Source organism: Actinomadura chokoriensis, from assembly GCF_041463665.1.
In the GTDB taxonomy this organism is placed as follows: Bacteria; Actinomycetota; Actinomycetes; order Streptosporangiales; family Streptosporangiaceae; genus Spirillospora; species Spirillospora chokoriensis_A.
In genome coordinates this window covers 169,065-194,600 of record NZ_JAXCEJ010000002.1, presented here as the reverse complement: position 1 = coordinate 194,600, position 25,536 = coordinate 169,065, and the positions used below count along the sequence as shown (strand labels likewise).

Here is a 25,536-nt window from a genome sequence, read left to right as displayed (position 1 = left end):
GTTCACCGGGCATCCCCGTCGGCATGGGTTGGAGCTATCGCAAAGCGATCAGGATGGGACCGTTCCGAATCAATCTGTCGAAGAAGGGGGTCGGGCACAGCGTCGGCGCCCGCGGCGCCCGCTACACCCGCTCGGCCGACGGGCGCCGCCAGGTCACGTTCCGCATTCCCGGAACGGGCCTGTCCTGGCGGCGCTCGCTCGGCCGCCGCGACTAGCGGCGCGCGGGCGCCCGCCGCCGTCCACGGAGGACGCCGGTGAAGTCCTGCCGCGCCAGGTCCTCACTCCAAGGACGCCAGGAGCGGCGGGAGGTCGTCGTCGTGCACGATCGTCAGGCGGCGGGTGGGGCGGGTCAGGGCGACGTAGAGGTCCTGGCCGCCCTTGGGGGATTCGGCCAGGATGCCGGCCGGGTCCACGACGATGACGGAGTCGAATTCCAGGCCCTTGGCCTCCTCGGCGGTCAGGACGACGACGGGGGAGTCGAGGGCCTCCGGGGTGGCGCCGGCGGCGGCGTCCGGGAGGGCCGCCAGCACGGCCCCGTGGCGGGCGCCCGAGCTGATCACGGCGAGCCGGCCCTCGGCCAGCGTGTCGCCGGCGACCTCGGCCAGTTCGGCGCGCACGAGGGACGGCAGTTCGGCGACCGGCAGCGCGAGCGCGACGGGCGGCGGGCCGTCGTCGCGGACGGGCTCGGGCGGTGTCTGGCCCGGGTCGACGGCCGCGAGGACGTCGGCGGCGACCCGCATGATGGCGGCCGGGGTGCGGTAGTTGACGAGGAGGCGCTGCTCGCGCCAGCGGCCGGGGACGTAGCGGTCGAGCATCTGGCCCCAGGTGGCGGCGCCGGCGGCGCTGCCGGTCTGCGCGATGTCGCCGACGACGGTCAGGGAGCGGGTCGGGACCCGCTTCATGACGGTGCGCCAGGCCATCTCGGAGAGTTCCTGCGCCTCGTCCACGATCACGTGGCCGTACGTCCATTCGCGGTCGGCCATGGCGCGCTGGGCGGTGGTGAGGGGCGGGCCGTCGTCGTGGTGGCGGTCGGCCAGTTCGCCCGCGGAGATCACGTCGCGCGCGGAGAGCAGGTTCGTGGTGCCGGCCGACTCGATGACCTCGCGGGCGTAGCGCTCCTCCTCGGCGCGGGCGGCGTCGGCGGCGCGCTGCCGGGCCCTTCCGGCGGAGTCGTCCTCGCCCAGATGTTCGGCGGCCTCGTCCAGGAGGGGGACGTCCGAGATCGTCCACGGGGAGTTGGGCGGACGGTGCAGCAGCGTGCAGTCGGGAAGGCCGATCTGGGCGCCGAGGCGGGCAAGGGTGTCTGGGGAGGCGTAGAGGTCGGTCAGGAGTTGCTCCGGCGTCAGTTCGGGCCAGAGTTCGTTGAGGGCCTTGTGGACGGCCGGGTCCTGCCAGAGGGCTTCCTTGACCAGACGGAGTTCTGCTTCGTCCAGGAGGGGTTCGTCTTCGGCCTCGTCGATGAGTTCCTGAAGCCATGAAGGGAGCCCGCCTGATCGGGCCATCTCCTCCAGGGGCTCGTCCATGATGCGGTCGTACTGCTCGGCCCGGTTGACGGCGAGGGCTTCCAGCATGTCGTGGACGAAGCGGCGCCGCTGAACGTTGGAGGGGAGACGCAGAGCACGCGCACGGTCGCGGATCTCCGCGCATTTCTCGGCGTCCACGTTGAGGGTGAGGCCGTCTGCGTCGATGTGGAGGCCGTCAGAGGGCACGCGCTGCCGGTCGTGGACGGCCGCCTGCACGAGGTCGGCCATGCGGAGGTCGCCCTTGATGACGGCTACCGCGGCGGTTTCCCGCGCGGTCGCCCTGAGGCCGGGGTAGAGCTCGCCGACCGTGGCCAAGGCGACGTCGGTCTCGCCCAGGCCGGGCAGGACCTGCTCGATGTAACGCAGGAACGTGGCGTTCGGGCCGACGACGAGCACTCCGCGCCGTTCCAGGACGTCCCGGTGCGTGTAGAGGAGGTACGCGGCCCGGTGGAGGGCCGCGACGGTCTTGCCGGTGCCGGGGCCGCCCTGGACGACGAGCACACCCTGCAGGCCCGAGCGGATGACCTGGTCCTGCTCCTCCTGGATGGTCGCGACCACGTCGCTCATCCGGCCCGTCCGGCCGCGGCGGAGGGTGGCGAGCAGGGCGGCCTCGCCGACGATGCCGCCCCGCTCCGACTCGTCCAGGCCGTCCAGGTCGAAGACCTCGTCGTCCAGCCGGACGACCTCGCGGTGCCGCAGGTGCAGATGGCGGCGGCGCGCGAGGGTGCCGGGCGCGCCGGGCGTCGCGGTGTAGAAGGGCCGGGCGGCGCCGGCGCGCCAGTCGATCAGGACGGGCTCGTGGTCCTCGTCGCGGAGGCCGATGCGGCCGATGTAGAAGGTGTCGCCGGGGCCGTCGGCGCCCGCGCGGTGGTCGAGCCGGCCGAAGCACAGCGCGTGCTCGACGCCGCCGAGCCGGGCGAGGCGGCGGGCCGCCTCGTCGGTCGCGACGGCGCTCTCCACCCGTGCCTGGAACGCGGCGCCGCCGCCCGTCGCCGGCCCTTCGCGCAGCGCCGCCTCGGCCTTCGCGCGCTCGACGTCGAGCCGCGCGTACACGCGGGTGACGTACTCCTGCTCGGTACGCAGCGGCGCGGAATTATCGCGATCTGGGTTGACAGCGTCCGCTTGACGGAGTCCCATACCTCGACTACACTCCTATTTATAGGATGCGGTTTTTTGTGCGCAAGTTGTAAGTCGCTACCTTAGCATCCCTTCCTCCACGCCGCATGATCTTGTAGGTGTGATCCTCCGGCCCCGCCCAAAAGATCGTTTTTGTTGTGGTGGGCGTCATCCGCGCGGTGCCCGGCGGTCACCGATCTTCGTGAGGCTGTCCGGCGATCAATGCCGGATTCCTCCGAAAGGTCGCTCCTCCATGGCCGACTCCGCACGCCCGCTGAACCGGCGCTCGTTCCTGGTCACCAGCGGGCTCGCCGCCACCACCGTCGCCGCCACCACGGTCGCCGGCGGCGCCCTCGCCCCCGGCGCCGCCCGCGCCGCCGACCTCCGCTCCAGCGCCCTGCCCGCCGACCCGTTCACGCTCGGCGTCGCGTCCGGCGACCCCGAACCGGACGGGTTCGTCCTGTGGACCCGGCTGGCCCTCGACCCCCTCGCCGAGGACGGCCTCGGCGGGATGCCGGCCCGCACCGTCCCCGTCAGCTGGGAGGTCTCGTCCGACGAGCGCTTCCGCAGCATCGAACGGCGCGGCACCGCCGCCGCGCGCCCGCAGAGCGCCCACTCCGTGCACGTCGAGCTGAACGGCCTGCGCCCCGGACGCGACTACTGGTACCGGTTCCGCACCGGCACGCACGTCTCCCCGGTCGGGCGGACGCGCACCGCCCCGCACCCGGCCACCTTCGGCCCCGCCCTCGCGATGGCCTTCGTCTCCTGCAGCCAGTTCGAGCACGGGTACTTCACCGCCTACCGGCGGCTCGCCGAGGAGCACCCCGACCTCGTCCTGCACCTCGGCGACTACCAGTACGAGTACAAGAAGGGCGTCTACACGATCGCCGGCGGCAACGTGCGCGACCACGAGGGCCCCGAGACGGTGACGCTGGCCGACTACCGGCTCCGGCACGCGCAGTACAAGTCCGACCGCGACCTGCAGGCCGCCCACGAGGCCGCGCCCTGGCTCGTCGTGTTCGACGACCACGAGGTCGAGAACAACTGGGCGGACGACATCCCCGAGGAGGGCTCCGACACCCCGACCTACGAGGCGTTCCGCGCCCGCCGCGCCGCCGCGTTCCGGGCGTACTACGAGAACATGCCGCTGCGCCGCCGGTCCGTCCCGCGCGGGCCGGACATGCAGCTCTACCGGCGCGTCGGCTGGGGCCGGCTCGCGAACTTCCACATGCTCGACACCCGCCAGTTCCGCGACGACCAGGGCTGCGGCGACGGCTACAAGGACTGCCCCGAGGCCACTGACCCGAAGCGCTCCATCACCGGCGACCGCCAGGAGGCGTGGCTGCTGGACGGCTTCCGCCGCTCCCGCGCCCGCTGGGACGTCCTCGGCCAGCAGGTGTTCTTCGCGCAGCGCGACAACACTGACGGGCCCGTCAAGAAGACCTCGATGGACGGGTGGGACGGCTACGTCGCGTCCCGTGACCGGATCACCAAGGGCTGGGTGGACGCGAAGGTCCGCAACCCGGTCGTGCTCACGGGCGACGTCCACGCCCACTGGGCGAGCGACCTGAAGACCGACTACGACGACCCCGGCTCGAAGACGGTCGGCTCCGAGCTCGTGTGCACGTCCATCACCAGCACCGGCGACGGCAAGGACTCCAACCCCGCCGACCACCCCTACCTCAAGATCAACCCGCACCTGCGCTTCTACAACAACCAGCGCGGCTACGTCATGACGACGATCAGCAAGGAGGAGATGAAGGCCGACTTCAAGACGCTGCCGACAGTCCGGACGCCGGGCGCCGGCATCTCCACCAAGGCGACCTACGTCATCGAGGACCGCGTCCCCGGCGTCAACCAGACCTACCTGCGCCCGTTCGCGGCGGCGAAGATGTCCGCCCCGTCCGACAGCGAGCTGATCCGGGAGACCATCGCCAACGAGACCCAGCCCTGACCAGCCCCTGACCCGTACTGACCTGCACGGACCTGCACGGACCTGCCACTGTCGAACGCCGGGCGCGGCACGGCGCCGCGCCCGGCGCCCGGCTCAGCGGTCGACGCGCGGGCTCGTCGCGGGGCCGCTGAAGATGTCGTCGAGGTTGTAGGCCACGGGCACCTCCAGCTGCTCGTAGGTGCAGGACTCCGGCGTCCGGTCGGGGCGCCAGTTGCGGAAGCGGGCGGTGTGCCGGAAGCGGTCGCCCTCCATCGCCTCGTACGCGACCTCCACCACCAGGTCGGGACGCAGCGGGACCCAGCTGAGGTCCTTCTTGCCCGTCCAGCGGGAGACGGCGCCCGGCATCCGGTCGGCGGTCGCCTCGGTCTGGGCCGCCCATTCCGACCACGGATGCTCGGCGAGGTTCTCCAGCCGGTGCGGCTGCAGCTCCTCGACCAGCTCGGCGCGGCGCTTCATCGTGAACGAGGCCGCGACGCCCACGTGCTGGAGCTTGCCCGCGGAGTTGTAGAGCCCGAGCAGCAGCGACCCCACGATGGGGCCCGACTTGTGCCAGCGGAAGCCCGCCACCACGCAGTCGGCGGTCCGCTCGTGCTTGACCTTGAACAGGACCCGCTTGTCGGGCGTGTAGGGGACGTCGCGCGGTTTGGCGATCACGCCGTCCAGCCCGGCGCCCTCGAACTCGTCGAACCAGCGCAGCGCCAGCTCGTAGGAGTCGGACGCCGGCGTGACGTGGATCGGGGCGCCCACCCCGGCCAGGGTGTCGACGAGGCGCCGCCGGCGCTCGCCGAGCGGCGCCTCCATCAGCGACTCGTCGCCGACGGCGAGGAGGTCGAACGCCACGAACGACGCGGGCGTCTCCTCCGACAGCAGCTTGATCCGCGACGCGGCGGGGTGGATGCGCTGCTGGAGGCCGTCGAAGTCGAGGCGCGTCCCCTTCGGCAGCACGATCTCGCCGTCGACCACGCACCGCTCGGGCAGTTCGCGCTTCACCGCCTCGACCAGCTCGGGGAAGTAGCGGGTGAGCGGCTTCTCGCCGCGGCTGGACAGCTCCACCTCGTCGCCGTCGCGGAACACGATGCAGCGGAAGCCGTCCCATTTCGGCTCGTACAGCAGGTCGCCCTTGGGCATGGTCTTGACCGCCTTGGCCAGCATCGGCGGCAGCGGCGGGCTGATCGGCAGGTCCATCCCCCCATCTTGCGCCCCGGCACCGACAGAACGACATCCCGGGGGGTGTCCGATAACGTGCAGGTCATGCGCCGTCTGCTGCCCGAGCCCGCCTTCGGCGTCGACCCGTACGAGGCTTACGGAGATCTGCCCGCGCTGCGGCTCGGCATGGTCATGAGCGTGGACGGATCCGTGACCGACGCCGAGGGCTGGACGGACGGGCTCGGCGGCGCCGCCGACTTCCGCGTCCTGCGGGCCCTGCGCGCGCTGACCGACGCCATCCTCGTGGGCGCGGGCACGGTCCGCACGGGACGTCTCGGCCCCGCCCGCCTACGTCAGGACCTGCGCGCGCGCCGCGGGGGCCCACCCGCCCCCATCGTCGCGGTGAGCCGTTCCCTCGACCTTGACTGGACGCTCCCGCTGTTCACCGAGGCCGAGACGCCCACCATCGTGGTGACGTCAAAGAACAACCGTCAGAACGTTCCGGGCCACATCCAGGTGGTCGCCGAAGGCGAAGATGACGTCGACCTCCCCGCCGCCATCAAGACGCTCCGCGAAGACCTCGGTTACGAGCATCTCCTCTGCGAAGGCGGCCCCGGCCTGGCGACCGCGCTGATCCGGGCGTCCCTCGTCGATGAACTGTGCCTCAACATCGCCCCGACCCTTCTCGGAGGCCCTCGCCACACCCGCCTCCTTGACGAACTGGACGCCGAGGTGCCGCTCTACCCCACGGCCCTCTACATCGATGAGGGCGTGCTGTTCGTCCGCTACCGGTTGCGGGTGTAGCGCAGGAAGAGGAACTCCTTGTCCTGAAGGGCGTGGGCGAGCGCCATGTCCGGCGGGACGTCCACCGGCGGCCCGTTCAGGATCCGGGTCGGGTTCCCGCCGAGCATCATCGGGCTCAGCGTGAGGCACAGCTCGTCCAGCAGCCCGGCGGCCACCACCTGCCCGAGGACGGTCGGACCGCCCTCGCACAGCAGGCGCCGGTGGCCGCGGGTGGCGAGTTCCCGGACGGCGGCGGGGAAGTCGAGCGAGTCGCGCCCGGCGATGATGACGTCGGCGTGCTCCCGCGCGGCCTTCAGCCGGACCGGGTCGGCGGTCGCCGTCGCCAGCACGATCGTCGGGACCTGCGCCTCGGTGAAGACCGGCGCGTCGAAGTCCAGGTCGAGCGAGCGGGAGACGATCGCGAGCGGCGGCACGGGCGGCCGCCCCTCCCGGACGCCGTCCCAGCCCTCGCTGGGCCTGACCGGCCCGTACCCCTCGGCCCGGACCGTGCCCGCGCCGATGACGACCACGTCGGCGAGCCCGCGCAGCAGCAGGAACAGGTGCCGGTCGGCGGCGTTGCCGAGGCCGCCGCTGCGCTCGTCGCGCTGCGCCGCCCCGTCCAGGCTGGCGACCATGTTGGCCCGCATCCAGGTGACGCCGGGCGGATACGCGTAGCGCTCGACGAGGTCGACCTCGCCGGGCTCTGGAGAGAGAGTCCGCATGGATCCCCAAGCTACTTCACGGTCCCTCGAACCGGGCGGATGACAACCTGTGCACCAATCTGTACGAATCCGTCATGACGGAGGCGTCCGGAAGCGACACTTGCCTCGGGGGACGGGGAGGAAACCTTTCGGAGGAGGGAGCGGGGGGTGGAGTTCGCTGCATTGGGCGCGTGGATTCTGGCCGCCGGAGCGGGCGGCTACCTGCTGGTCATCTGGATGCTCAACGGGGGGCGTTCCACGAAGGTGACGCGGTTTCCGATCCTGGTCGTGGTCGGTCATCCGCTGGCGGCCGTCGGCGGCCTCGCCGTCTGGATCGCCTACCTGATCACCGGGCACGCCGGTTACACGTGGGTCGCCTTCGCGGCCCTGCTGGTCGTCGTCCTGCAGGGCTTCATGCTGTTCACGCGCTGGCTCGTCGGAGGCGGCGGCCGCCACGCCCGCGGCGCGGAACAGGCGTTCCCCGCCGCCGCGGTCGCCATCCACGGCGGGGTGGCGGTCACGACGGTCGTCCTGGTCTTCCTGACCGCCCTCCAGGTGACCCGCGCCTAGGGCAGGCGCCGCAGGACGAGGAGGGCCCGGTCGGTCACGGGGACGACGTCGCGCGCCTTGACGCGGGGGCGTTCGCCGACCGTGCCGGGGGCGGCGGTGTCGAGGGCGAACTCCCAGCGTTCGCCGTACTCGGCGCCGGGGAGGGTGAACTCGACCGGCTCCGACCCCGCGTTGACCAGCAGGAGGAACGAGTCGTCGCGGACGCGGCGCCCGCGCGGGTCCGGTTCGGTGATGGCGTCGCCGTTAAGGAACACGCCGAGGGACTTGGCGAACCCGACGTTCCAGTCATGGTCGGTCATGCTGTCGCCGGCGGGGGTGAGCCAGGCGATGTCGGCGGCGGCGCCGGCGCCCCGCCCGGTGAAGAAGCGGCGGCGCCGGAAGACCGGGTGGTCGTGCCGCAGCCGGGACAGGATCCGGACGAACTCCATGTCGCCCGTGTCGTCCCAGTGGACCCAGGCGATCTCGTTGTCCTGGCAGTAGGCGTTGTTGTTGCCCCGCTGCGTGCGGCCCAGCTCGTCGCCGTGGGAGAGCATCGGCACGCCCTGCGACAGGAACAGCGTGGCGAGGAAGTTGCGGCGCTGCCGGGCGCGCAGGTCGAGGACGCCGGGGTCGCGGGCGGGGCCCTCCGCGCCGCAGTTCCAGGAGCGGTTGTCGTCGGTGCCGTCCCGGTTGTTCTCGCCGTTGGCCTCGTTGTGCTTGTGGTCGTAGGAGACGAGGTCGGTCAGCGTGAACCCGTCGTGGCAGGTGACGAAGTTGATCGACGCGAACGGCCGCCGCGCGCTGTGCTCGTACAGGTCCGACGACCCGGTCAGCCGGGACGCGAACTCCGGCATGGTCGCGTAGGAGCCGCGCCAGAAGTCGCGGACGGTGTCGCGGTACTTGCCGTTCCACTCCGTCCACAGCGGCGGGAAGTTGCCGACCTGGTAGCCGCCCTCGCCGACGTCCCACGGCTCGGCGATCAGCTTCACCTGGGAGACGACCGGGTCCTGCTGGACGAGGTCGAAGAACGCGGCGAGCCGGTCGACGTCGTGCAGCTCGCGGGCCAGCGCCGAGGCGAGGTCGAAGCGGAACCCGTCGACGTGCATCTCCAGGATCCAGTAGCGCAGCGAGTCCATGATGAGCTGAAGCGCGTGCGGGCTCCGGACGTTCAGCGAGTTCCCGCACCCGGTGTAGTCGAGGTGGTAGCGCTTGTCGTCGTCCCGCAGCCGGTAGTAGGAGTTGTTGTCGATCCCGCGGAACGACAGCGTCGGGCCCAGGTGGTCGCCCTCGGCGGTGTGGTTGTAGACGACGTCCAGGATGACCTCGATGCCCGCCGCGTGCAGGGCGCGGACCATCGCCTTGAACTCCAGCACCTGCTCCCCGGCCTGCCCGGACGAGCTGTAGGAGTTGTGCGGCGCGAAGAACCCGATCGTGTTGTAGCCCCAGTAGTTGCCGAGGCCCCGCGCCACCAGCGCGTGCTCGGGGATCGACTGGTGCACCGGCATCAGCTCCACGGCGGTCACGCCGAGGTCGAGCAGATGGTCGATCATCACCGGGTGCGCGAGGCCCGCGTAGGTGCCGCGCTGCTCCTCCGGGATGCCGGGGTGCAGCTTCGTCAGGCCCTTCACGTGCGCCTCGTAGATGACGCTCTCGTGGTAGGGCACCCGCGGCGCCCGGTCGTCCGCCCAGTCGAAGAACGGGTTGATGACGACGTTCTTCGGCATGTGCGGGGCGCTGTCGTCCTCGTTCAGCGCGTCGGGGTCCTCGAACCGGTAGGAGAACAGCGACTCGTGCCAGCGGACGCCGCCCTCCACGGCCTTGCCGTACGGGTCGAGCAGCAGCTTGGACGGGTTGCAGCGGTTGCCGTCGCGCGGGCTGAACGGCCCGTGCACCCGGTATCCGTAGCGCTGGCCGGGGCCGACGCCGGGCAGGTAGCCGTGCCAGACGAACCCGTCGACCTCCGGCAGCTCCCGGCGGGTCTCGTTGCCGTCGGCGTCGAACAGGCACAGCTCGACCCGCCGCGCCACCTCGGAGAACAGCGCGAAGTTCGTGCCCGTGCCGTCCCAGGTGGCGCCCAGCGGATAGGGGTCCCCGGGCCAAACCTCCCGCATGCTCTCCCCTCCCGGCCGGTTCGTCCTGGCCCGTCGATTGTGGCCTACCCGCGCGCCTGCCGCGCGCCACGGCCCCGACATCAGAGTGTCACGCCGGCGGCGGCGCCCCGGACGGAAGCCGCCACACGATCTCCTCGCCGCTGGTCTCCCCGGTCGCGACCAGGCCGATCTTGAACGCGACGGCGGCGGACGCGCGGTTGCCGGGGTGGATCGTCGCCACGACGCCCTCGATCCCGTGCGCGCGGAGCCAGTCCAGCAGGGCGCGGGCGGCCTCGGTGGCGAACCCGAAGCCCTGGTAGGGCATGCCGATGACCCAGGCGACGGACGCGGTGTGCCGCGGCGGCCCCGGCGTGACCGTCGACCCGGCGGACGGGGGAGTCACGGTGAAGCCGGGCGCCGCGGGCGCGACGGTCGCCTGGACGTAGCCGACGGCCTGGCCGTCCCGTGCGCGGCGGACGATCCAGTTCAGCCAGCCCTCCTGGTGGAACGGCGCGGGGCCCGCGACGAGACGCGCGTACCGGGCGCGCAGTTCGCGCAGGTCGGCGGGCTCGCCGCCGATGTAGCGGTGCAGGCGCGGGTCGTCCAGGACCGGGGCCATCTCGTCCGCATGGTGGACCGCCAGCGGCTCCAGGACGAGGCGCTGGGTACGGATGGTCTCGGCGATCGGCCCGTACACCCGCCGATCGTATGCCCTGCCCGCCCGGCGGCGGCGTGCTCAGAGGCGCCGCGTCCAGACGCCGATCGGGTGCTGCTTCGGGTCGAGCCACAGCCACGGCTGGGCGTGCCGGAACGGGAGGTCGGTGCCTGGCTGCCAAGGGAAAAGGCCCTCCTGGTTGGGCCACACGACCTGGAGGATCGGCAGCGGCGGGCGCCGGTAGAACGCCACGGCGCCGGGGAACAGCCCGTCGTACCAGTGCGGGTCGACGTCCCGGAACGCGGCCTGCTGCCCCCGGACGACGCCGTCGCGGCGCTCGCCGTCCGCCGGGACGTCCCCGCCGGCGGTCTGCCGGCCGAGCGCGTTGAGGACCTCCTCGGTCTCGTACACGTCGCCGCCGAACATCGCCAGCTCGGGTGCGTGATGGCTGTGCCACAGGCCGACCGTGTAAGCCCAGCCGGGCCCGCCCGCGTCCGGCTGGACGAGGACGACGCTCCACCCGTACTGGGTGATGTGCACGATGGTGCGGAGCTGGAAGTTGTCCAGGCGGTCGCGGTCGCCGTAGTCACGGCAGATCACGCAGGTGCACGAGGGGCGGTCGCCGGACATGACCCTCAGTTTACGATCAATCGGACCACGGCCGGGCGGGCGTCCCCGGACCGTGATGTCACCAGAACACGCCGGTGTCCCTCGGCCGTGCCTCGTGCTCGGCGAGGGGGCGCGGGCCGGCCAGCCGCCGGAACAGCACCGTCCCCAGCAGCATCGCGGCCGGCAGGCCGAGCGGCAAGGCCGTCAGCGGCGCGACGGACGCCAGCTTCAGCGCCGTCCCGGACAGCAGGCCCGCGACGCCGAGGTTGGCGCCCTGCCGTCCCGCCGCGAGGACGACCGCGAGGACCGCGGCGGCGACGGCGAGCACGGCCGCCGGGAGCGCCAGGACGCGGCGCCGCGCGAAGAACCCCAGCGCGACGCCGAGCGCGCCGAGTGCGGGCAGCGCCATGGCCCCGTACCAGCGCGCGGGCCGCGGCCTCATCTCGACCGCCAGGACGGGCGCCGGAACGTCCTCGCGCAGCCGCCAGGCGCGCCGCCCGGTCGGGTCGCCGTGCGCCCGCACCGTGGTCGGCACCGGCGGGACGCGCAGCCTCATGGCCGTGTCCTCGAAGCCCTTCGCGCTGAGCCGCCGCAGCGCGCCGGACGCGTCGATCCGCAGGGACGCTTTCCGGCCCGTCCGGTACGCGCGGTCGACCTCCGCCCGATTGAACGGAACTCCACGCCCTTTTCTGGTGCTAACACGAATTTTCTCGGTTTTCGGGAACAATTCCTGGGCGATGCGCCGGGTCAGCGCGCGCGCCTCGGCGTCCGACGAGAGCCGCCCCGCCGCGCGGAGATCGACCTCGGCGCCCCCGTCGTCGAGGAGGGTGACGTCCACCCGGGCCCGCTGGGGCGGTGGGGCGCCGCCCCCGCACCCCGCGAGGACGGCGAGCGCGAGCAGCGCCACCGCGGTCGCGGCGAGCCGCCGTATGGACACCGGGTCTCCGTTTTGTCGATCATCACGGAAAAAATGAAAGCCCTATTTTATGCGGCGGAATGTCGGTCACGTCCATACATGCGGGGTGGGGCGTTCAGCGATCCGGCCGGGTCCAGGGGGCGAGGCGAGTGCGGACGTCCGCTTCGTCGAGGGCGAAGTCGGCGGCGGTGTAGACGTGGGTGCCCTTGGCGGTGCGGGGGTGGGCGGCGTGGTACCGGTCGGTGAGGGCGGCGGGGTCGCCGGGGGACAGGCCCGCAGCGGTGTAGATGAGGTGGAGGACGGCCGGAGTGTCGTGGACGAGGTCGTCGTAGGCGATGTCGAGGAGGGTGACCGAGTCGGCCTGCGGGGTGCGGCGGAAAGTGTGGGCGCGGCGGAGCCACAGTTCGGTCTGGTCGGTCAGGAAGCGGCCGACGTCGGCGGGGTCCACATGGTCGCTGTAGGTGGAGCGGAAGACGGAGAAGAGGCTGGCGCCCGAGGCGACGGTCTGGACGATGTCGCGGTGCAGAAAGATCACGGTGGCGCCGGGGAAGGCGGCGGCGAGGCTGGGGAGCTCGGCGGTGTGGGCGGGGGCCTTGAGGAGCCAGCGGCGGCCGTCGGCGGCGTCGAGAGTGGAGAGGACGTTCCGGTAGTCCAGGTAGGTCCCGGTGAAATCCTGTTCGGCGAGCCATCGGCTGTAGCCGTCCAGGCGGACGGTGGCGCTGAAGCCCCAGTTGCGGAACCCGGCGTTCATCGCGACGACGCATTCCTCGGGCAGGCGCGGACCGTGGTCGTGGACGGTCGCGAGGGCGGGGTTGAGCAGGTCCAGCAGGTCGTTGGCCGCCGAGCCGGCCTGGATGAGCTCTTCGCGCCGCTGCGGGGAGGCCCCGGCGAACTTCCAGGGCCGGGCGAGCTCGGCGGAGAGCGGGGCGCGCAGGCGGGGATCGGTGGCCAGGAGCCGGTACAGGAAGGTCGTCCCGGTGCGCCAGCCCCCCGTGATGACGATGGGCGGCCGGTCGAGGGGCCGGTCGGCGCGTGGGAGGCGGTCCATCGCCAGGCGGGCGCGCAGGCCGGCGACGGCGGTGCCGCGGACCATGCGTGTGCCGACGGCGTTGAGGCGTCCGTCATCGCGTGCCGAGGCCAGATAGCGTTCCAGCCCTCCGCGCCAGTGCCCGGGGTCGCCGAGCCCGGCGGGGTCGGCGCCGCGCAGCGCGGCGGTGATGACGGGGCCGGGTTCCAGGGCGTAGGCGTCGGGGCGGGCGGTGCGGTCGGCTTCGGCCGCGGCGTGGACCGCGTCGGCCTGCGGGGTGCGTCGAGGAGCGCGCCAGGGCGTCACGAGTCGTTGTCCAACTGGTCGATCCGGCAGGTGCGGACGCGCGGCAGCGGCGGCGGGTGTTCGGGCTGCAGCCACCGCAGCACGATCAGCCCGGAGGGGCGGCCCTCGGTGTCCAGCCAGTCGCAGCCGGGGACGTCCGGTCGCCGGGCGGCCAGGACGAGGCGGTAGCGGCCGTCGCGGAGCGTGGCGTTGCCGCCGGTCCGCGACACCGTCCGGTGCCGGTAGTCGAGGGAGTTGAGGTACCTGCTGTAGAGCAGGGCGTTCCAGTGGCGGCAGGGGACGGTCTCGCCCTCGATGACGAGCGCCTGGTCGGGGTCGAGCCGCCAGGCGCCGCGCTGGTAGTGGATGCCGGGCTCGGTGTAGGCGGCGCCGCCGGTCATCTCCGCCCAGTGGTGCACGGTGTTGGGTTCGACCTGGCCGTCGACCGCCGCGAACACGGCCGGCATCATCTGGACGGTCTTGCCGAGCCGCTGCAGCCGGTGCCGGAACCGCGCCGCCTCGATCGGCGGCGGAGCCTGAGGCGGGGTGATCGGCTCGATGGCGCACCAGCCGTGCCGGTCGGCGGTGACGTCGTCGTGGAAGTGGCGGACCCACAGCTGCCCGTTGCCCTCCGGCAGCGGCAGCCAGGACCCCGTCCGCGGCCGTTCCCCGCCGACGAGCAGGGAGAACTCGCCGGAGGAGTCGGTGGAGAGCTGGTCGCCGTCGATGCGGGCCGCGGCCGCCGTCTCGCCGGAGGAGCCGGTGTAGGCGGTGATCGAGGTGTAGACGGCGTCGCCCGCGTGGCCGGTGACCCGGTACTGCCGGTCGCCGCGCACGTCGGCGACCCAGTAGCGGGTGTCGGGGTTGTCCATGAAGAACTTCTGCCGCCAGCCGTTGAACGGGACGAGTTCGGGCCGCTCCCGGTCGGCCTCGAACCGGGCGAGCTGGTGGTGCAGGCCGCGCAGCAGCGCCCGGTAGCCGTCGGCGCGCTCGTCCTCGGAAAGGCCGGCGTCGTCGAGGTGCCGTCCCGCGGCCGCCAGCGCGTCGACCAGCTCGGCCCAGGCCCGTGCTTCGGGGGTCATGCCACACCGTCGGTGCGTGCGGCGCGCGAGTCGCGGAACATCCGTCCGAGGAAGAGCAGCCCGCCGGTGGCGTGCATGTATTGGACACTGTGATGCGTCATGGTCACTCCGGGGCCGCGGTGTCAGAGACGGACTCGGTCGTCGTGGACGTAGTGCGGCGTCGGATCGTCGATGAGGATTCCCGGTTCGGCGGCGCACACGGCCGGGAGCGCGTCGAGGATCGCGCGGACCGAGGCGCCGGTGACGGGGTTGGTGCGGTCGATGCCGGAGGAGGCGGGATTGAGGTCGAAGGTGAGCCGGGTCCGCAGGATCGACGGGTCGCCGGTGATCTCGATGGTGTAGTCGATCGGGCTGTGGCCTTCGCGGTCGGGGTAGGGGAGGTCGTCGCCGCGGAACGCGTTCGGGGCTCCGAGGTACCAGCACTCCTCATTGGTGAAGAAGCAGTGGTCGCCCAGGTAGCCCTTGTGGGTGAGGTGCAGCGCCGCGGCCTGGCCGGGTTCGACGATGAAGCCCGACCGGGTCTGGAATCGCTCGGTCGCCGGGATGCCCCGCAGGTCGTGGACGACCCGGACGTCGTCCATCGAGGCGCCGAACAGGTGGTGGGCGACGTTGCCCGTGAGGTCGCCGTAGTACAGGTCGCCGAAGAGCGCCAACGGCTTGCCGGCGCCCAGTTCCACCGGGTCGGAACCGAACCCGATCCGGCGGAGCCCGCCCCACATCGTGCCCGCCGCGGCCGCGAAGTCGACCGCCTCCACGCACCGCACGTGCGAGACGCCCGACACGCCCCGGGCCATCGTCATCGCGACCCGTTCGACCATGAAGGTCGGGTGCACGCCGGTGCCGTGCAAGGTGGCACCGCCCGTCCGGCACGCCTCCGCCAGCCGGGAGGCCGGCGGACGGGAAGCCGTCAGCCAGTTCGGCATCGCCGCGTTGTGGTAGGCGGCCGTGGAGATGACGTTCTTGCCGGACTCCAGCAGGGCGATCACGTCGGCGTCCAGCTTCGCCCCGAGCACGTCGGGCCGGGGTGTGACGATCACGCAGTCGGCGTCCAGTGCGAGGATCTCCTCCGCCGACGTGGTCGCCGCGACCCCGATCGGGCCGATGCCGAGCAGCTCACCGAGGTCGGCGCCGTGCTTGCGTTCGCTGAACACCTTGGCGCCGGCCAGTTCGATGTCGGGCCTGCGGTGCGCGGCCCTGGCGAAGGCGCCGCCGACCTCCCCAGGACCCCAGATGATCACCCGGTGCGTCGTGCCCATCGCTCGCCCTCGCTTCCCTCCGGGCTGGACGGCCGCCCGGACGAGCCGTTAACTTACAGACCGTAAGTTAGTGGGGCAAGAGGCGGGGAGCATCCGGCACATGGCCACACGGCGACGGCTGAGCGGCCCGCGGCGACGCGCCCAGATCCTGGACGTCACCCGCCGGATCGTGGTCGAGGAGGGCTACCACGCGGCCACCTTCGAGCGGGTCGCCGCGGAGTGCGGCGTCACCCGTACCGTCCTCTACCAGCAGTTCGACACGCTGCCCCAGCTCCTCATCGCACTGATCGACCGTGAGGTCGAGCACGCCTTCGCCGGATTCCGCCAGGCCGTCGCCCGGCCCGTCCCGCCGGGCGAGGACCCCTTCACGGCGGGTCTGGCCGGTGTCCTGGAGGCCGTGGACGCCGCCCCCGCCACCTGGCGGATGTTCATGCTGCCCGCCGAGGGCGGCCCGCCCGAACTGCACCGGCGCCTGGCCCGGGCCCGCGCCGTGACCCGCTCCCACCTGCACAAGATCACCGGCCATCAGGACGACCCCGACCTGAGCATCCGCGTCCTTCACGCGCTCGCCGACGAGCTCGTCCGCCTCCGCCTCACCGATCCGGACGAACACCCGGTCGACCGGCTCCTGGCCCAGTCCCGCCGCATCGCCCGTGCCTGCCTCGCCCCGGCCCCCGCCCACGACTGAGGTTCCCAGGCCGATGCGGCGGCCCGGGACACGGCGAAGGCTGATCTCTGGGGACGGTTCAGCCGACCTTCGGGGGTGGCGCGAAGACCGGGTCGGCGTCACCACGGTGTCGGGTACTCGGCGGCGAACAGGTCGCCGGTTGGCCAGTGCGTCGTAGCTAGCCCCCGAGCGGCCGGTTCGTGGCAGAGTAGCGGGATGCCTAGCGCGCGGTACGGGGTGGATGCGCCCTACGGGTTCGGCTTCGTGGGCTTGGTCGTGCTGGGGTTCTGGGTGACCGGGCTGGTGATGGCGGTCACCGCCGATCTGGCCGCCGCGCTGCCCGCGCTGGTCTCCGGCACCCTGCTGGCGGGATGCCTGGCCCTGAGCCTGCACGTCTCGCTGCGCGGCAAGTTCCTGGTCTGGCGGGACGTGCTGGACGAGCTGGACCTGCGTGGCGACGAACGGCTGCTCGACCTCGGCTGCGGACGCGGCGCCGTCTTGTTGGCCGCCGCCCGGCACCTACCGGAGGGCCGGGCGGTCGGCGTGGACCTGTGGCGCGGACGGGACCAGTCCGGCAACTCCCCGGCGGCGACCCTGCGCAACGCCCGCGCCGAAGGCGTCGCCGACCGCGTCCACGTGCAAGGGGGTGACCTGCGCAGACTTCCGTACGCGGAGGCAAGCTTCGACCTGGTCGTGTCCAGCCTGACGGTGCACACCATCTTCGGCGCGGACGCCCGCGCCCAAGCGATCGCCGAGGCGTACCGGGTGCTGCGGCCGGGCGGCCGCCTGCTGATCGCCGACCTGGCGCGGACCCCCCGCGAGTACGCTGCGGTGCTGGACAGGCTGAACGCCCAGGACATCCGCGTGCGCGGCCTCGGCTGGCGCGCGTGGTGGGGCAGTCCGTGGGTCCCGACCCGCCTGCTCACCGCCCGCAAACCAGCCACCCCCTGAACACACCTACCAGCACGATCCAGGCCCCGTGGTCACCTGGCGTCCGACGAGCACCATCGATTGCAGTGAGCGGCCAGAGGCGTAAAATCGCAGGTCAGCATGCATGTTGATCATGTGTGGTGGTGGCTGGTGCGGGGCTGTGACAGGCAGTCCGCTAGCCGGTTCGCTAACTCGTCCTCCGGTCGAGAGGAGGAGTCAGTGCGGCAACCGCACGTAGCCAGGAAGGTCAGCAAACGCACCGGGGCGACCCGGTTTACGGGGATGTACTACGACACGACCGGGACACCCCGGTCGGCCGGCACCTACGACGACGAACTAGAGGCACTGGCCGCGGCCCGCCGGGGCAGAACAGACGCGAGGGCGGCGTCCTGGGGGAGATGACGCCGACGCAGAGGCGCGCGATGACGTTTCGACGAGTTCTGGCCGATCTTCCAAGGACCGCCCCGTCACCGGTTGGCGGGCAGGAACATGCGAGTGGTGGCGCCGGTACGCCAGGTGGGGCGCATGGTCAGTTCGCTGAGCCGCCAGCCGTCCGGGGTGAGTTCGGCGCGGCCCCGCAGGACGCCTCCGGCCACGAAGTGGGTCTGCAGCTCGGCCGAGTTGCCGGCGTCGTTCCATAGGTGCATGGCCTGCATGTTCGCCCGGACCTGGGCGGTGTCGCCGGACCGGGTGACGACGTGGTCGGTGAGCATGTGGTGGGTGGCTCGGAAGCGGGCGAAGCTCTCGTTCTGCTTGGCGAGGATGTCGGCCCGGCCGGTCAGCGCGACCCCGTCGGGCCGTACCACCCGGCCGTCGGGCAGGAAGGTCGCCGCGATCACGTCGGCATCGAGGCACTTGTCGTCAATGGCCGCGAAGTAGGCGCTGAGTAGCGTCGGGATCTCCATGGCTACAGTGTAGCCAGACTAGCTACACTGTAGCCATGGTCATCTGGAGCCAGGAGCGCCCGCCGCGGCGAGGCAGCGCGCCCGACTTGGCGGAGATCGTCGCGACCGCGCTCTCTCTGGCCGATCAGGAGGGGCTCGACGCGGTCTCCCTGCGCCGCGTGGCCACCGCGCTCCGGTCGGGCACGGCCTCCTTCTACCGCGTGCTCGGCAGCCGTGACGAGCTGCTCGAGCGCATGGTCGACGCGGTCCTCGGCCGGCACCTGCCGCCGGAAGCGTCGGGCGATTGGCGCGCGGACCTGGCCGCCGTGGCCCGCAACCGGCGCGCCATGCTCAAAGCCCATCCGTGGCTGGGCACTGAACTGGCTGGACGCCCGGCCATCGGCCCCAACGCCTTGATCCACCACGAACGGGCCCTTGCAGCGGCGGCCGGCTATGCCGACGACGCGACCACCGCTAGCGGTGCCGTAGAGACCGTCTTGGCGTACGTCCTGGGGGCAGCGGCCAGAGAGTTGGCCGAGGCGCGAATCCAGCGGCGTTCGGGGTTCACCGAGGAGCAATGGCGCGCCGCCGTCGCCCCGTACCTGCAGCAGGTTCTGGACAGCGGCAGCTACCCGCACCTGAATCGAATGGTGCACGAGGCCACGGACCTGGACGCCGACGAACGGTTTGAGCGTGGCCTGGCCTGCGTACTGACCGGACTCGCCACCTCGACGTCATGACTCGAAGCGCAGGCTCGCGGACGTCCCTGCAGGATCGGTCTCCTCTGCCATCCATGCGTCGAACGGCTATCGGGGCCGTCCGGACACGCTCGGCGTCCTGAGCCGTACCCGGCACGAGCGTCTTGCTCGGATCGGTTGCGGGCAGGCGGATGCGGTGGCTCGGCAACGCCAGGAGTTGAGGAGTCAGCCGACCTTTGGGGTGGCGCGGTCGATGATCGGGGCGACGTCCGAGCCCGGCGGAAGGGTGCCGAAGGCGCCGCCCCAGTCGCCTGCGAGGCGGGTTGCGCAGAAGGCGTCGGCTACAGCCGGGTGGCCGTGTCTGACCAGCAGTGATGCCTGTAGGACTAGCGCCAGGAGCTCGGCGACCCGGCGGGCGCGGAACTCGATCGTGGCGGTGTCGGTGAAGCTTTCCTTGACGTCCTTGATGGCCGCGTCTAGGCGCTTGTCGGCGCCCTGGGAGAGGGCTACTTCTTCGAAGAACGCCTCTAGGGTCTGCGGCTCGCGTAGCGTTGCGCGTAGGAGATCGAGCGCCGCGACGTTGCCGGAGCCCTCCCAGATGGAGTTGAGCGGCGACTCGCGGAACAGGCGGGGCATGCCGGACTCTTCGACGTAGCCGTTGCCGCCCAGGCATTCCAGGGCCTCGGCGGCGTGCGCGGGCCAGCGCTTGCAGATCCAGTACTTGCTGACCGCGAGCCCGAGGCGCTTGAACGCCGTCTCGGACGCGTCCCCGCGCACCGAGCGGTCGGTGGCGCCCGCCAGGCGCAGCATCGTGATCGTGGCCGCCTCCGACTCGATCGCGAGGTCGGTGAGGACGTTGCGCATCAGCGGCTGGTCGATCAGGTACTTCCCGAACGCCTTGCGGTGCGCGGCGTGGTGCGCGGCGGTCGTGACGCCGTGCCGCATCCCGGACGCCGCGCCGATCACGCAGTCGAGCCGGGTCATGTTGACCATCTCGATGATGGTGCGGACCCCGCGGCCCTCGTCCCCGACCCGCCAGGCGGCCGCGTCCTCGTACTCCACCTCGGAGGACGCGTTGGACCTGTTGCCGAGCTTGTCCTTCAGCCGCATCAGGCGGAGCCGGTTGAGGGTCCCGTCCGGCAGGACGCGCGGGACGAGGAAGCAGGTCAGGCCGCCCGGCGCCTGGGCCAGGGTGAGGAACACGTCGCACATCGGGGCGCTGGTGAACCACTTGTGGCCGGTGAGCCGGTACGTCCCGTCCTGCTGGGCGGTGGCCTGCGTGGTGTTGGCGCGGACGTCCGAGCCGCCCTGCTTCTCCGTCATGGACATGCCGGCGAGCAGCGCCTTCTTGGTGAGCGGGGCGCGCAGGCCGAAGTCGTACTCCGGCCTGGCGAGCAGCGGCTCGTACCGCGCGGCGAGTTCGGGGGACTGCCGCAGCGCGGGGACGGCGGCGTACGTCATCGAGATCGGGCAGCCGTGGCCGGCGTCGACGCGCCAGGCGTAGAACTTCGCGGCGCGTGCGACGTGGGCGCCATCGCGGGAGTCGGCCCACGGCGAGCCGTGCAGGCCGTGCGTCACCGCGACGCTCATCAGCTCGTGCCAGGCCGGGTGGAACTCGACCTCGTCGATCCGGTGCCCGTAGCGGTCGTGGGTGCGCAGGACGGGCGGGTTCTCGTTGGCGAGGCGGCCCCACTCCTGGGCGCGTTCCGTGCCCGCCAGCCGGCCCAGCTCGCGCACCTCCGCCTCGGCCCAGCCCGCGCCCTCGCGTGCCAGCCCGTCCAGCAGGACGGCCTCGTCGGCCACGTCGTGCCCGGTGAGCGGGGGAACCTGATTGACCACCTCGTGCGTCACCCTGCCGCCCTCCACATGCCGTTCCCGCCGTTGCCCCGCAGGATACAGAAGCCCGTTCGGGGCCAGGTGAGACCACGATCGGACCGCGGCAGGGGGCCATCCTCCTCAAGTGGTGGGGCGATCTCGTCCCCCCGGCGGATTGTCGCGCGCCGGCGGGGGAATACCTTCGGAAGCATGAGTCAGTCCAGTCCGCAGCCTGAGCGGCCCTGCTCCGGCCGCACGTCGGCCCGGCGGCAGGACGTCCACCCCGACCGGCCAGACCCCGCCCTCGACCACACCGCCGCGCCGGGCGCGATCCGGGCGTCCGACGCCGAGCGGGAGGCCGTCGTCGAGCGGCTGCGGATCGCGTCCGTGGAGGGCCGGCTCACCTTCGAGGAGCTGACCGAGCGCACCGAGGCCGCCTACGCGGCCGTGAGCCGCGGCGAGCTGGAGCGCATCACCGCCGACCTGCCGGGCCTCGGCGCCCCCGGCGCGAACCCGGCGCCCAGCCAGGTCAAGCGCAGGTTCAGCGCCGTCATGGGCGACTGCAAGGAGCGCATCGTCGGCCGCATCGACGGGCCGCTGGAGGCGGTGTCGGTCATGGGCGACGTCGAGCTCGACCTGCGTGGCGCGCAGGTGCCGACCGGCGAGGTGCGCATCTCCGCGACCGCCGTGATGGGCGACGTCAAGATCATCGTCCCGGACGGCGTCAGCGTCGAGCTGTCCGGCCACAACTTCCTCGGCGACCGGAAGGTCAGCGTCCGCGACCCGCTGCCCGGCGCCCGCGTCCCCGTGGTCCGCGTCACCGCGACCGTCGTGATGGGCGACGTCAAGATCGTCGACGATGAGCACCACGCGCGCGGCCGCCGTGCCGTCGCCGACTGGTGGAGCGACCGCAAGTAGCGCGGGCGGGCTAGACGGCGGTGGCCCGGCGCGCGTTTTCCAGCGCCTCGTCGTAGCGGCGGACGACCAGGTCCGCGACCTCCGGGGCGGCGCCCAGCACCGGCGAGACCGCGGCCGCACCGGCGGCCAGCGTCTCGGCGCGGACCTTGTCGGCGAAGTACCCGGGCGCCAGGAAGTAGGACGCGACGGCCACCCGCGGCGCGCCCGCGTCGAGCAGCGCCGCCACGGCCTCGCCCGGTTTCGGGCCGGCCGCCGACGCGTACGCCGCGACGGCGTCCCGCCATCCTCGGGAGCGCCACTCGCGTGCCAGCTGCGCGATGGTGGCGTTGGCGGACGCGTCGCTGGAGCCCGCCGACACGAGGACGACCGCCGTGTCCGGGTCGCCGGGCGCCACGCCCGCGTCGGACAGGCGGCGTTCCAGGGCGTCCATGAGGAGCGGGTGCGGGCCCAGCGTCTCGGCCGTGCGCAGGCGCAGCCGGGGGTGCAGCGCGCGGACCCGGTCCAGGACGCCCGGGACGTCGGTCTTGCTGTGGTAGGCGGCGGTGAGCAGCAGCGGCAGCACGACCGCCTCGCCCGCGCCGTCCCGGGCCAGGCCGTCCAGCACCCGGTCGGGCGCCGGCGGCGCGTGGTCGAGGAACGAGGCGTGCACGGGCACGTCCGGGCGGCGCGCCCGGACGGCGTCGAGCAGCGCCGCGACGGTCGCGGCGGCGCGGGGATCCCTGCTCCCGTGCGCCACCGCCACCATGGGCGCCGCCACCCTGGGCGCCGCGGGGGGCACGCTCACAGGTGGATGCCGCACTCGGTCTTGCCCATTCCGGCCCAGCGGCCGCTGCGCGGGTCCTCGCCGGGCTCGACCGGACGGGTGCACGGCGCGCACCCGATCGAGGGATAGCCGTCGTAGTGGAGCGGGTTGACGAGCACACCGTTGTCCTCGATGTAGTCGTCCATCTGCTTCTGGGTCCAGTCCAGGATCGGGTTGACCTTGACCATGCCGCGCTTGCGGTCCCACTCGACGACCTTCCGGTCGCGGCGGCTCGCGGTCTCGTCCCGGCGGATGCCGCTGAACCAGGCCATGTAGCCCTCCAGCGCACGGCCGAGCGGCTCCACCTTGCGCAGGTGGCAGCACAGGTCCGGGTTGCGGCCGAACAGCCGGGGGCCGAGCGCGGCCTCCTGCTCCTCGACCGTCCGGGACGGGGTGACGTTGATGACGTTCACCGGGTAGACGGCCTCGACGGCGTCCCGGGTGCCGATCGTCTCGGCGAAGTGGTAGCCGGTGTCGACGAACAGGACGTCGATGCCGGGCTTCACCTTCGATACCAGGTGCAGGAGCGCCGCGTCCGACATGGACGAGGTCAGGCAGATCCGGTCGCCGAACGTGGCGACGGCCCAGCGGATGACCTCCAGCGTGGGCGCGCCCTCCAGCGCGGCGGCGGCCGATTCGACGATGTCTTCGAGGTCGAGGGTAGGTCTGTCGGTCTCCAGGAGGGTCACCGGGGGATCTCCTTGCTCGCGGGTCGGGGAGCTCCGACACCGAGAAACTTCAACGTGAAGGAACGGAGGCAGTCGGGGCAGAACCAGGCACCGTGCGCCTCGGCGCGGGGGGAGGACCCCCCGCCCTCTCCGGGAAAGTCGGAGGGGGCGCGCGGTTCCAGGTTCTCCTCGCCGCAGTAGGGGCAGTAGAACGGCGCCATGCGCTCGCTCACTTGAGATCGGCCTCGTCGGCGCGGTGCACCCAGTCGGCGAAGGTCTCGCCGCCGGTGCGCTGCGCGTCGAAGTTGCGGACGACCCGCTCGACGTAGTCGGTCAGCCCGGCCGAGGTGGTCTTCAGCCCGCGGACCTTCTTGCCGAACGACGCGCCGAGCTGCCCGCCCAGATGGATCTGGAACCCCTCGACCTGGTCGCCGTTCTCGTCCACGACGAGCTGGCCCTTGAGACCGATGTCGGCGACCTGGATGCGGGCGCAGGCGTTCGGGCAGCCGTTGACGTTGATCGTCAGCGGCTGGTCGAAGTCCGGCAGGCGCTTCTCCAGCTCGTCGATGAGGTCCATCGCGCGCTGCTTGGTGTCGACGATCGCGAGCTTGCAGTACTCGATGCCCGTGCACGCCATCGTCTGGCGGCGGAACGTGGACGGACGGACCTGCAGGTCGTGCTTCGCCAGCTCGTCGGCGAGCGCCTCGGTGTTCTCCTCCGGGACGTCCAGGACGACCATCTTCTGCTCGACGGTCGTCCGCACCCGGCCCGAGCCGTAGCGGTCGGCCAGCTCGCCGATGACGCCGAGCAGCTCGCCGTTCACCCGTCCGACGCGCGGCGCGAACCCGACGTAGAAGCGGCCGTCCTGCTGCCGGTGGATCCCGACGTGGTCGCGGCGGGCGAGCGGCGCGGCCGGTTCGGGGCCGTCCGGCAGCGCGTAGCCGAGGTACTCCTTCTCCAGCACCTCGCGGAACTTCTCCGGGCCCCAGTCCTTCATCAGGAACTTCAGCCGGGCGCGGCTGCGCAGCCGCCGGTACCCGTAGTCGCGGAAGATCGAGGTGACGCCGTGCCAGACCTCGCTGGTCTGCTCGGGCTTGACGAACACGCCGAGGCTCTGCGCGAACATCGGGTTGGTGGACAGCCCGCCGCCGACGTACAGCTGGTACCCGGTCTCGCCCTCCTCGTTCACCACGCCCACGTACGCGATGTCGTTGATCTCGTGGACGGTGCAGTGCGACGTGCAGCCCGACATCGCCGTCTTGAACTTGCGCGGAAGGTTGGAGAACTCGGGGGAGCCGATGTAGCGGTCGTGGATCTCGCGCAGGTCGCGGGTCGCGTCGATCACCTCGTCGGCCGCGATCCCGGCCAGCGGGCAGCCGATGATCGTGCGCGGGACGTCCCCGCACGCCTCCATGGTGTGCAGGCCGACCGCTTCGAGCGCGTCCCAGATCGCCGGGACGTCCTCGATCCGCACCCAGTGCAGCTGGACGTTCTGCCGGTCGGTGATGTCGGCGGTGCCGCGCGCGTACCGGGTCGAGATGTCGGCGATCGTGCGGAGCTGCGGGCCGCTCAGCTGCCCGCCGTCGATCCGCACCCGCATCATGAAGTAGCGGTCCTCGAGCTCCTCGTCCTCAAGCGCGCCGGTCTTGCCGCCGTCGATGCCGGGCTTGCGCTGGGTGTAGAGGCCCATCCAGCGGAACCGGCCGCGGAGGTCGGCGGGGTCGATCGAGTCGAACCCGGTCTTGGAGTAGATGTCGATGATGCGGCGCCGGACGTTCAGGCCGTCGTCGTTCTTCTTGTTCTCTTCGTTCTTGTTGAGCGGTTCGCGGTAGCCGAGGGCCCACTGGCCCTCGCCCTTCTTGCTGCGCTTGGTCGCGGGTGGCACGGCGCGCGTCCTCATCTGTTGGTCGTGAGGGACGCGTAGCGCACCGGCAGTTTCGGACAGCCGGCTCAACGCTGAGCAGGATCAGGTCGAAGGAGACGCCGATGCACCACGCGCCCGCTGAGCAGGGGGGCGTGGTCGGGGCGTCACCGACAGATCGCGCTGCGGACGCGCAGGAAGTCCACGTGCCGGCGCTTGGCCAGCAACGGGTCCGCAGCAGTCATGCTTGAACTGTGACATGGCGTCTCACGGGCTGTCCAGTCACGCTCGGGATGCGGACACGTGAGATGTGTCATCCCTGCCGCCTCCAGTTCACCCGGGGCTCGGCGTCGTCGCCGGTACGGGCGTCCGCGCGCCGCCCGCCGTCCGGCTTCGCGGGCGCGGCGGCGTGCTGGCAGTCGCACCAGGATCCGCCGCGGCACTCCTCGTGGCGGCGCTCCCGGCAGGACTGGCAGATCATGTCTTCATTGTCACTCATGGAGTCCGATGCCCGGTTCGCGGGTGGCCGGACGCGTCCCGAGCGGCGGTTCCGGACGGTGGCTCGCCCCGGGTGGCCGGACGCGGACGATCATGGTCCGGG

24 protein-coding genes are annotated in these 25,536 nt (G+C 72.1%); 8 read left to right on the top strand and 16 right to left on the bottom strand.

Annotated features, from left to right (window positions below; genetic code table 11):
- Positions 1 to 23 precede the first annotated feature (23 nt).
- Complete coding sequence (locus SM418_RS04240; protein ID WP_163056101.1) at positions 24 to 215, top strand: DUF4236 domain-containing protein; 192 nt, start codon at positions 24 to 26, stop codon at positions 213 to 215.
- A gap of 63 nt (positions 216 to 278) precedes the next feature.
- Here the strand turns inward: SM418_RS04240 and SM418_RS04235 are convergent, their stop codons facing one another.
- Entirely contained in the window at positions 279 to 2,660 is a 2,382-nt protein-coding gene (locus SM418_RS04235; protein WP_371939201.1) for a HelD family protein, read from the bottom strand.
- 232 nt (positions 2,661 to 2,892) lie between these two features.
- Between SM418_RS04235 and SM418_RS04230 the strand changes: the two genes are divergently transcribed.
- Positions 2,893 to 4,593, top strand: coding sequence for an alkaline phosphatase D family protein (locus SM418_RS04230; RefSeq protein WP_371939199.1), 1,701 nt, complete (start codon positions 2,893 to 2,895; stop codon positions 4,591 to 4,593).
- A 93-nt stretch (positions 4,594 to 4,686) separates the two neighbouring features.
- Here SM418_RS04230 and SM418_RS04225 read toward each other — a convergent pair whose 3' ends face one another.
- Positions 4,687 to 5,778: an ATP-dependent DNA ligase gene (locus tag SM418_RS04225; protein ID WP_371939198.1), complete on the bottom strand. Its 1,092-nt coding sequence runs from the start codon at positions 5,776 to 5,778 to the stop codon at positions 4,687 to 4,689.
- A 66-nt stretch (positions 5,779 to 5,844) separates the two neighbouring features.
- On the opposite strand from SM418_RS04225, the gene SM418_RS04220 reads away from it, so the two are divergent.
- Complete coding sequence (locus tag SM418_RS04220) at positions 5,845 to 6,543, top strand: dihydrofolate reductase family protein (protein WP_371939197.1); 699 nt, start codon at positions 5,845 to 5,847, stop codon at positions 6,541 to 6,543.
- On the opposite strand, the gene SM418_RS04215 is transcribed toward SM418_RS04220, so the two are convergent.
- Entirely contained in the window at positions 6,525 to 7,244 is a 720-nt protein-coding gene (locus SM418_RS04215; protein ID WP_371939196.1) for a pyrimidine reductase family protein, read from the bottom strand. The two genes, SM418_RS04220 and SM418_RS04215, sit on opposite strands and share 19 nt — an antisense overlap.
- A gap of 147 nt (positions 7,245 to 7,391) precedes the next feature.
- Between SM418_RS04215 and SM418_RS04210 the strand changes: the two genes are divergently transcribed.
- On the top strand, positions 7,392 to 7,793 hold the full coding sequence (locus SM418_RS04210) for a hypothetical protein (protein WP_371939194.1): 402 nt from the start codon (positions 7,392 to 7,394) through the stop codon (positions 7,791 to 7,793).
- Here SM418_RS04210 and glgX read toward each other — a convergent pair.
- The 7 genes from glgX to SM418_RS04175 form a co-directional block, all read right to left on the bottom strand.
- Positions 7,790 to 9,883 (bottom strand): glycogen debranching protein GlgX, encoded by a 2,094-nt coding sequence (gene glgX / locus SM418_RS04205; RefSeq protein WP_371939193.1) that lies wholly within the window; start codon positions 9,881 to 9,883, stop codon positions 7,790 to 7,792. The two genes, SM418_RS04210 and glgX, sit on opposite strands and share 4 nt — an antisense overlap.
- 88 nt (positions 9,884 to 9,971) lie before the next feature.
- Positions 9,972 to 10,559, bottom strand: coding sequence for a GNAT family N-acetyltransferase (locus SM418_RS04200; RefSeq protein WP_371939192.1), 588 nt, complete (start codon positions 10,557 to 10,559; stop codon positions 9,972 to 9,974).
- A gap of 39 nt (positions 10,560 to 10,598) precedes the next feature.
- A complete protein-coding gene (locus SM418_RS04195) occupies positions 10,599 to 11,147 on the bottom strand; it encodes a DUF4262 domain-containing protein (protein ID WP_371939191.1) in 549 nt (182 codons plus the stop codon).
- A gap of 58 nt (positions 11,148 to 11,205) precedes the next feature.
- Positions 11,206 to 12,063 carry a hypothetical protein gene (locus SM418_RS04190; RefSeq protein ID WP_371939190.1) on the bottom strand — a complete coding sequence of 286 codons (858 nt, stop codon included), beginning with the start codon at positions 12,061 to 12,063 and terminating at the stop codon, positions 11,206 to 11,208.
- Positions 12,064 to 12,157: 94 nt separating this feature from the next.
- The gene (locus SM418_RS04185) at positions 12,158 to 13,375 is read right to left on the bottom strand and encodes a sulfotransferase family protein (RefSeq protein WP_371939188.1); all 1,218 of its coding nucleotides are present in this window, start codon (positions 13,373 to 13,375) and stop codon (positions 12,158 to 12,160) included.
- A complete protein-coding gene (locus tag SM418_RS04180) occupies positions 13,372 to 14,436 on the bottom strand; it encodes a DUF1214 domain-containing protein (protein WP_371939186.1) in 1,065 nt (354 codons plus the stop codon). Before SM418_RS04180 ends, SM418_RS04185 begins: the two co-directional genes overlap by 4 nt.
- Before the next feature lie 122 nt (positions 14,437 to 14,558).
- Positions 14,559 to 15,692, bottom strand: a complete 1,134-nt coding sequence (locus SM418_RS04175; RefSeq protein WP_371939185.1) for a hypothetical protein — start codon at positions 15,690 to 15,692, stop codon at positions 14,559 to 14,561.
- A 100-nt stretch (positions 15,693 to 15,792) separates the two neighbouring features.
- Here SM418_RS04175 and SM418_RS04170 point away from each other — a divergent pair, with 100 nt between their 5' ends.
- Together SM418_RS04170 and SM418_RS04165 are read left to right on the top strand one after the other, a co-directional pair.
- Positions 15,793 to 16,380, top strand: coding sequence for a TetR/AcrR family transcriptional regulator (locus SM418_RS04170; RefSeq protein WP_371939184.1), 588 nt, complete (start codon positions 15,793 to 15,795; stop codon positions 16,378 to 16,380).
- Between the two features lie 195 nt (positions 16,381 to 16,575).
- Positions 16,576 to 17,310: a class I SAM-dependent methyltransferase gene (locus SM418_RS04165; RefSeq protein ID WP_371939183.1), complete on the top strand. Its 735-nt coding sequence runs from the start codon at positions 16,576 to 16,578 to the stop codon at positions 17,308 to 17,310.
- A gap of 446 nt (positions 17,311 to 17,756) precedes the next feature.
- Here the strand turns inward: SM418_RS04165 and SM418_RS04160 are convergent, their stop codons facing one another.
- Positions 17,757 to 18,194, bottom strand: a complete 438-nt coding sequence (locus tag SM418_RS04160) for a nuclear transport factor 2 family protein (RefSeq protein WP_371939182.1) — start codon at positions 18,192 to 18,194, stop codon at positions 17,757 to 17,759.
- Between the two features lie 35 nt (positions 18,195 to 18,229).
- On the opposite strand from SM418_RS04160, the gene SM418_RS04155 reads away from it, so the two are divergent.
- A complete protein-coding gene (locus SM418_RS04155; protein WP_371939181.1) occupies positions 18,230 to 18,913 on the top strand; it encodes a TetR/AcrR family transcriptional regulator in 684 nt (227 codons plus the stop codon).
- 183 nt (positions 18,914 to 19,096) lie between these two features.
- Here SM418_RS04155 and SM418_RS04150 read toward each other — a convergent pair whose 3' ends face one another.
- Positions 19,097 to 20,722 carry an acyl-CoA dehydrogenase family protein gene (locus SM418_RS04150; RefSeq protein WP_371939179.1) on the bottom strand — a complete coding sequence of 542 codons (1,626 nt, stop codon included), beginning with the start codon at positions 20,720 to 20,722 and terminating at the stop codon, positions 19,097 to 19,099.
- A gap of 174 nt (positions 20,723 to 20,896) precedes the next feature.
- Between SM418_RS04150 and SM418_RS04145 the strand changes: the two genes are divergently transcribed.
- Complete coding sequence (locus SM418_RS04145; RefSeq protein WP_371939177.1) at positions 20,897 to 21,604, top strand: DUF1707 domain-containing protein; 708 nt, start codon at positions 20,897 to 20,899, stop codon at positions 21,602 to 21,604.
- A gap of 10 nt (positions 21,605 to 21,614) precedes the next feature.
- Here SM418_RS04145 and SM418_RS04140 read toward each other — a convergent pair whose 3' ends face one another.
- From SM418_RS04140 to SM418_RS04125, 4 genes are all read right to left on the bottom strand, one after another.
- Positions 21,615 to 22,349, bottom strand: a complete 735-nt coding sequence (locus tag SM418_RS04140) for a sirohydrochlorin chelatase (RefSeq protein WP_371939658.1) — start codon at positions 22,347 to 22,349, stop codon at positions 21,615 to 21,617.
- Between the two features lie 35 nt (positions 22,350 to 22,384).
- Positions 22,385 to 23,095 carry a phosphoadenylyl-sulfate reductase gene (locus tag SM418_RS04135; protein ID WP_371939176.1) on the bottom strand — a complete coding sequence of 237 codons (711 nt, stop codon included), beginning with the start codon at positions 23,093 to 23,095 and terminating at the stop codon, positions 22,385 to 22,387.
- A 208-nt stretch (positions 23,096 to 23,303) separates the two neighbouring features.
- Complete coding sequence (locus SM418_RS04130) at positions 23,304 to 24,974, bottom strand: nitrite/sulfite reductase (RefSeq protein ID WP_371939174.1); 1,671 nt, start codon at positions 24,972 to 24,974, stop codon at positions 23,304 to 23,306.
- A gap of 274 nt (positions 24,975 to 25,248) precedes the next feature.
- Positions 25,249 to 25,434, bottom strand: a complete 186-nt coding sequence (locus SM418_RS04125; protein ID WP_371939172.1) for a hypothetical protein — start codon at positions 25,432 to 25,434, stop codon at positions 25,249 to 25,251.
- Positions 25,435 to 25,536: the final 102 nt, after the last annotated feature.